Raw genomic sequence first — 6,371 nt, forward strand, 5'->3', positions numbered from 1 at the left:
TGGCGCCGGTTCTGGTGCCGGTCCTGGCACCGGGCCGCGAGGGCTCCGCCGGAAGTCCCGTCAGGGGTGCCGTCCGGGATCTGGTCAGGGTTCTCGTCCGGGGTGCGGTCAGGGGTCTGGTCAGGGTTCTCGCCTGAGGCCTGGTCTGGGGTCCGGCCAGGGGTCCCGTCAGGGTTCTCGTCGGGCGGGTTGCGATCTGCGGCATGGCGGTCGGAGGAGGCCATGCTTCATTTTCGTACAGACGTTCGATGAGGGGAAGGGGGGTGGCCTGGGGTGGTGCGTCCCGGGGGCGTAGCGGGCCTTTTTCCGGCGGCCGCAGGGGCGCTTCTGCCCGTGCGGCGCCTCGCCTTCGGCGCCCGCGAGGCCGCCGTACGGAGTGTCTGCTGCCGCAAAGAATGTTTATCGACTTGTTCTCACGCTTGAGGGGGAAACGTGTTGTACGGGGTGGTTCCGAGGGGATTCGGTGGGCAACTCTGGAGTCGCGACGTCGTGCAGTGCAGATACCGAGGTGGTCGGCCAACCACCTTGCTGCAAGCCCTAGTTGAGGTGATTCCGGTTCTTCGCCGGGGTGTATCTCCCGTTCTGGAGGAATGACATGGCAAGCATCCGTACCGCCCGTGCACTCGCTGCTGTCGCGGCCCTGCCTCTCGCCGCAGCTCTCTTCTCCGGTGTGGCGACGGCCGACAACGGCTCGTTCGCGAACGACGGATCCAACGCGGGTGTGGCCACTGTTCTAGGCAGTGGCGTCGGCGACGACAACAACGGCAACTCGTCCACCACACAGCAGCAGGCGGTCGGCAACGGCGCCGCGAACCAGAGCAACACCGCGCAGGTCAACGGCTCCGCGTTCACGGCCATCGAGCAGACGAACGCGAACGTCGCCGTCAACTTCAGCGAGCTCTGGTGACCCGGGGCCCCGGCGGGGAGTGATCCCCGGGGGCCGGTTCTGCGGGGTGATGTGATGCTGCGCGGCGGTGCTTCGGCACCGCCGCGCAGTCGCGTCCGGGGGCTTGACGCCCGGGGCGTACCTGACGGACAGTCAGAAATGCCTGCCGGTCGGGCCGACCGTGCGACCCGGCGAGTGGAGGGGGCGGCGATGACGCGCCGGTTGTACGGGTCCGACGTACCGGAGGCCCCGGAAACCCCGGTAGCCCCAGGAACCCCGGTAGCCCCGGAGGCATCGGTCGTACCGGAGGCGCCCGGCGTACCGGAGGCATCGGTCGTACCGGAGGCGCCCGGCATGGCGGACGACGGGTTGCACGCGCGGCTGAAGGAGTACGTGGGGAGGCCCGCCGTCGTCGCCGGGCGCGGCAAGGACCCGGTGAACGCCCCGATGATCAGGCACTGGTGCGAGGCGATGGGCGACGCGCACGCCGCGTACGCCGGAGCGGACGCCGTCGCGCCGCCCACCATGCTCCAGGTGTGGACGATGGGTGGTCTCTCCGGACACACCGACCGCTCGGGGGCGTACGACGAGCTGTTCGCGCTCCTCGACCACGCCGGTTACGCCTCCGTGGTGGCGACCGACTGCGAGCAGGAGTACCTGCGGGCGCTGCGCCCCGGCGACGGGATCACCTTCGACGCGGTGATCGAGTCGGTGTCGGAACGCAAGACGACCAGACTCGGCACGGGCTACTTCGTGACCACGCGGATGGACGTCCGCGCGAACGGCGAGCCCGCGGGGACCCATCGCTTTCGGATCCTGAAGTACGCGCCCGCGCGCCGGCCGCCGAGGACGGCGGAGCCCCCGGCCGCGGCGAGCCGACGACCACGTCCCGTGATCAACAGGGACAACGCGGGCTTCTGGGACGGCGTGGCCCGGCACGAACTGCTCATCCAGCGCTGCACCGCCTGCGACCGGCTGCGTTTCCCCTGGCTGCCCGGCTGCAACGGTTGCGGCGCGCCGGAGTGGGACACGGTCGTGGCAAGCGGTGCCGGCACGGTCTATTCGTACGTCGTGCTGCACCACCCCCCGTTCCCTGCCTTCGACCCGCCGCACGCGGTGGTGCTGGTCGAGCTGGCCGAGGGGGTGCGGATCATCAGCGAGGTGGTGGGGGCGGCACACGACGAGGTGCGGATCGGGATGCCGGTGCGCCTCGAGTTCCGGCGGGTCGACGCCGACGACGGGGAGTGGGAGCTGCCGGTGTTCCGGCCGGTCGATCCAGATACGGGTGGGACCGGATCGGCTGGCGGGACCGGACCGGTTGGCGGAACCGGATCGGCTGGCGGGACCGGACCGGTTGGCGGAACCGGGTCGGTTGGCGGGACCGGACCGGTTGGCGGGACAGGGGCGGTGGGCGAGGTCGGGGAGGCGGGCGAGACCGGGGAGGGCCGGGGGCTGCCCGGGGAGGGTCGGGGAGAGGCCCCTGGCGCCGCGGCGGCCCGTACCGCTGAAGGGGGGCGTTCGCCCAGGTCAGGGGCCTCCCTTCCGCCGCTGGAGATTCCGGTGACCCGCACATTGATCGTGGCCGGAGCCCTCGCGTCGCGGGACTACCAGGACGTGCACCACGACGCGGATTCGGCACGAGAGAAGGGCTCCCCCGACATCTTCATGAACATCCTCACGACGAACGGCCTGGTGGGCCGCTACGTCACGGACTGCCTCGGCCCGGAAGCCGTACTGCGCAAGGTGGCCATCCGACTCGGCGCGCCCAACTATCCGGGCGACACGATGGTGTTGCGGGGGCAGGTCGAGCAGGCGCCGGTCGAGCGGGAAGCACGGGACGGCGGCTCGGAAGCGGAGGCGGGGGTGGGAGCGGAAGCGGAAGCGGAAGCAGAAGCGGGGGCGGGGGCGGGAGCGGAAGTGGAGGCGGAAGCCACCCTCACCGTCCACGTCGTCGGCATCAACAGCATCGGCGAGCACGTGACCGGCACGGTCACGGTGACGGTCCCCGTGGCCCCGGGGGGTACGGCATGAGCGTACGGAACAAGGACGGCCTCGGCGGCAGGGCGGCGATCGTCGGGATCGGCGCCACGGAGTTCTCCAAGGACTCCGGGCGCAGCGAGCTGAAGCTGGCCGTGGAGGCGGTGCGGTCCGCGCTCGACGACGCGGGCCTGCGGCCGTCCGACGTCGACGGCCTGGTCACGTTCACGATGGACACCAGCCCGGAGATCACGGTGGCGCAGGCCGCGGGCATGGGGGAGCTGTCGTTCTTCTCCCGTGTGCACTACGGCGGCGGCGCGGCCTGCGCGACCGTGCAGCAGGCGGCGCTCGCGGTGGCGAGCGGGGTGGCCGAAGTGGTCGTCTGCTACCGGGCGTTCAACGAGCGCTCCGGCCGTCGCTTCGGCTCCGGGGTGCGGCACCGGGAGCCGTCGGCGGAGGGCGCGGCGCTCGGCTGGGCGCTGCCGTTCGGCCTTCTCACGCCCGCGTCGTGGGTGGCGATGGCGGCCCGGCGCTATCTGTACGCGTACGACCTGACGCCGGAGGTGTTCGGCCGGGTGGCGGTGGTCGACCGGAAGTACGCGGCGACGAACCCGGCGGCGTACTTCTACGGCAGGCCCATCACACCCGCGGACCACGCGGCGTCGCGGTGGATCGTCGAGCCGCTGCGCCTCCTGGACTGCTGCCAGGAGACCGACGGCGGGCAGGCCCTCGTCGTGACGAGTGTCGAGCGCGCCCGCGACCTGCCGCGGCCGCCCGCGGTGATCGCCGCCGCGGCGCAGGGCGCGGGCCGAGCACAGGAGCAGATGACCAGCTTCTACCGCGACGACCTCACCGGGCTGCCCGAGACGGGCGTGGTGGCGCGGCAGTTGTGGCGCGCGGCGGGTCTCTCGCCGCGGGAAGTGGATGTGGGGATCCTGTACGACCACTTCACTCCGTTCGTGCTGATGCAGCTGGAGGAGTTCGGGTTCTGCGGTCCCGGCGAGGCGGCGGATTTCGTGGCGGAGGAGCGGTTGCCGCTCAACACCCACGGCGGGCAGCTCGGGGAGGCGTATCTGCACGGGATGAACGGTGTGGCCGAGGCGGTCCGGCAGGTACGGGGCACGGCGGTGAACCAGATACGCGACGCCGCGCGCGTCCTGGTGACGGCAGGCACCGGTGTCCCCACATCGGGGCTGATTCTCGCGGCGGACGGCTGAACGCGGCGCGTGTCCCGCGCTCGGCGGCGGGCCCGCCCCGTTCACTCGCCGTATGCGCCACCGAAAGATGCTCTTGGGAACAGTCCTCGCCCTGGCCGCGGGGACGCTGGCCATGGACACGACCACACCAGCCGACGCCGACGCCGACGCGGTCGTCGTGGGGGCGGCCGACGTCGGACTGGCCGATGTCGGACTGGCCGATGTCGGACTGGCCGACGCCGGTTCGGCCGCTGCACCCGGTGCCGGGTCGCCTGCTGCCGGATCACCCGGTGCCGGTGCCGCTGCGCGGCCGGGTGCCACCGCGGGGAGGAACCACGCCGCCCCCGACACCTTCTACGGCCGGGCCTTCGACACCTGCCAGGCGCCCGCCGTCGACACCATGCGCCGCTGGCTGGCGTCCGACTACGGTGCGGTGGGGGTGTACTTCGGGGGCCGCGGCCGGGCCTGCGCCGACCAGAAGCACCTGAGCCGGGAGTGGCTGGGCTCGGTGGACGACATGGGCTGGCGGGTCCTTCCGCTGTACGTGGGCTCCCAGTCCCCGTGCGTCATGGCGAAGAACAAGCAGCACGTCCGCATCGGTGACAAACCCTGGGAGCAGGGCACCCGCGAGGGCGCCGACGCCGTCAACAAGGCCGAGGAGATGGGCATCGCACCGGAGAGCCCGCTCTACCTGGACATGGAGGCGTACCGGTACAAGCAGCAGGACTGCGCCAAGACCACGCTCTCCTTCGTTCGCGCCTGGAACCGCGAAGTACGCAGACACAACTACGTACCGGGCTTCTACAGCAGCGCCAATTCCGGCGTGACGCACATGGACGAGGCGCGGCGCGAGGGCGTACAGGACCTGCCGGCGGTGATGTGGTTCGCGCGCTGGCACACCACCCCCGACCTGAACGGCGAGCCCGCGCTCGGCCGCGACGCCTGGCAGCCCCACAGCCGGATCCACCAGTACGCGGGCAACGTCACGGAGCGCCACGGCGGGCGCACCATCACCATCGACCGCAACCTCGTGGACGCACCGGTGGCCACCCTGGGCTAGAACGCGCGTGCGCCGCGTGCGCCGGAACCGTGCCCCTCTGCGCGGGCGGTCGCGTACACCTCAGGGTTGAACCCGCAGGGGTCCGCTCCACCTCCTCCACCTTCAGGAGGTGGGGCTGGCTCCCCTCGTACAACCTGAGGCGGACAAGGCTTCGGGACCTGCGGCCGATCCGCTGATGTAGGGGTCGCTTCTAGCGTGGAGCCATGACCGCATCCATGGTGACCGTGTGCACCAGCGCATCGAAGGCCGCGACGCGGACCACGAGTCCTTCCGCCTACCCGTCGTTCGCCTCCTACGTCCGGGCGCGTCAGCCGGTGCTGCTGCGCACGGCCCGCTCGCTGACGGCGAACCCGAGCGATGCCGAGGACCTGCTGCAGACGGCACTGACGAAGACGTATGTGGCCTGGGACCGGATCGAGGACCACCGGGCGCTCGACGGCTATGTCCGCCGGGCGCTGCTGAACACGCGCACCTCGCAGTGGCGCAAGCGCAAGGTCGACGAGTTCGCCTGCGACGAGCTGCCCGAGCCCGAGACCGTGCCGGCCGGTGACCCGGCCGAGCAGCAGGCGCTGCACGACGCGATGTGGCGCGCGATCATGAAGCTGCCCGCGCGGCAGCGGGCGATGGTCGTCCTGCGGTATTACGAGGACCTGAGCGAGGCCCAGACGGCCGAGGTGCTCGGGGTCTCCATCGGCACGGTGAAGAGCGCGGTGTCCCGTGCGCTCGGCAAGCTCCGCCAGGACCCGGAGCTCACCCCGGTGCGCTGAGGGCCCGGGTCGGTCCCCGGGCCGGTCTCCGGGCCGACGCGTCCGGCCGCGCGCGGTGATTTTTCCCTTCATGTGCTCCCGCGGTAGTGACATACCGCGCGGTATGCGGCAAGAATCTGGGCTACTGCCAGGTAGCGCGCCGGGACCACCCGGTCGCCCGTGCCACGCCCCCGGGAGGACGCCGTGCTGAGCACCATGCAGGACGTACCGCTGACTGTGACCCGCATCCTCAACCATGGAACAGCCGTACACGGGGATTCGCAGGTCGTCACCTGGACCGGCGACGGCGCCCCGCAGCGCCGGAGCTTCCGTGACATCGGTGCCCGCGCCGCTCAGCTCGCCCACGCCCTGCGCGACGACCTCGGCGTGGAGGACGACGAACGGGTCGCGACGTTCATGTGGAACAGCGTTCCCAAAACATCTCGGGTCTGACCTGCGGGTCTGAGCAGCAGCGGCTCGGCGAGCGCCCCCGGAGGTTTCCTTCG

4 protein-coding genes and 2 pseudogenes are annotated in these 6,371 nt (G+C 71.4%); all 6 read left to right on the top strand.

Going from position 1 to position 6,371, the window contains the following annotated elements; genetic code table 11:
* Positions 1-595: 595 nt before the first annotated feature.
* The gene (locus tag ACH4DX_RS28585; protein WP_398119283.1) at positions 596-907 is read left to right on the top strand and encodes a hypothetical protein; all 312 of its coding nucleotides are present in this window, start codon (positions 596-598) and stop codon (positions 905-907) included.
* A gap of 333 nt (positions 908-1,240) precedes the next feature.
* Positions 1,241-2,161, top strand: a pseudogene (locus ACH4DX_RS28590) (Zn-ribbon domain-containing OB-fold protein); the annotation flags it as partial.
* Between the two features lie 752 nt (positions 2,162-2,913).
* A complete protein-coding gene (locus ACH4DX_RS28595) occupies positions 2,914-4,080 on the top strand; it encodes a lipid-transfer protein (RefSeq protein WP_398157266.1) in 1,167 nt (388 codons plus the stop codon).
* A 52-nt stretch (positions 4,081-4,132) separates the two neighbouring features.
* Positions 4,133-5,119: a DUF1906 domain-containing protein gene (locus ACH4DX_RS28600; RefSeq protein WP_398157267.1), complete on the top strand. Its 987-nt coding sequence runs from the start codon at positions 4,133-4,135 to the stop codon at positions 5,117-5,119.
* Positions 5,120-5,322: 203 nt separating this feature from the next.
* A complete protein-coding gene (locus ACH4DX_RS28605) occupies positions 5,323-5,886 on the top strand; it encodes a SigE family RNA polymerase sigma factor (protein WP_398119277.1) in 564 nt (187 codons plus the stop codon).
* Positions 5,887-6,081: 195 nt separating this feature from the next.
* Positions 6,082-6,294, top strand: a pseudogene (locus ACH4DX_RS28610) (AMP-binding protein); the annotation flags it as partial.
* Positions 6,295-6,371 lie beyond the last annotated feature (77 nt).

The sequence above is a fragment of the Streptomyces sp. NPDC017940 genome (assembly GCF_044328435.1).
Classification (GTDB): domain Bacteria; phylum Actinomycetota; class Actinomycetes; order Streptomycetales; family Streptomycetaceae; genus Streptomyces.

Coding starts and splice junctions, on each gene's coding strand:
- ACH4DX_RS28585 (WP_398119283.1), top strand. CDS start 596: ATGGCAAGCATCCGTACCGCCCGTGCACTCGCTGCTGTCGCGGCCCTG.
- ACH4DX_RS28595 (WP_398157266.1), top strand. CDS start 2,914: ATGAGCGTACGGAACAAGGACGGCCTCGGCGGCAGGGCGGCGATCGTC.
- ACH4DX_RS28600 (WP_398157267.1), top strand. CDS start 4,133: ATGCGCCACCGAAAGATGCTCTTGGGAACAGTCCTCGCCCTGGCCGCG.
- ACH4DX_RS28605 (WP_398119277.1), top strand. CDS start 5,323: ATGACCGCATCCATGGTGACCGTGTGCACCAGCGCATCGAAGGCCGCG.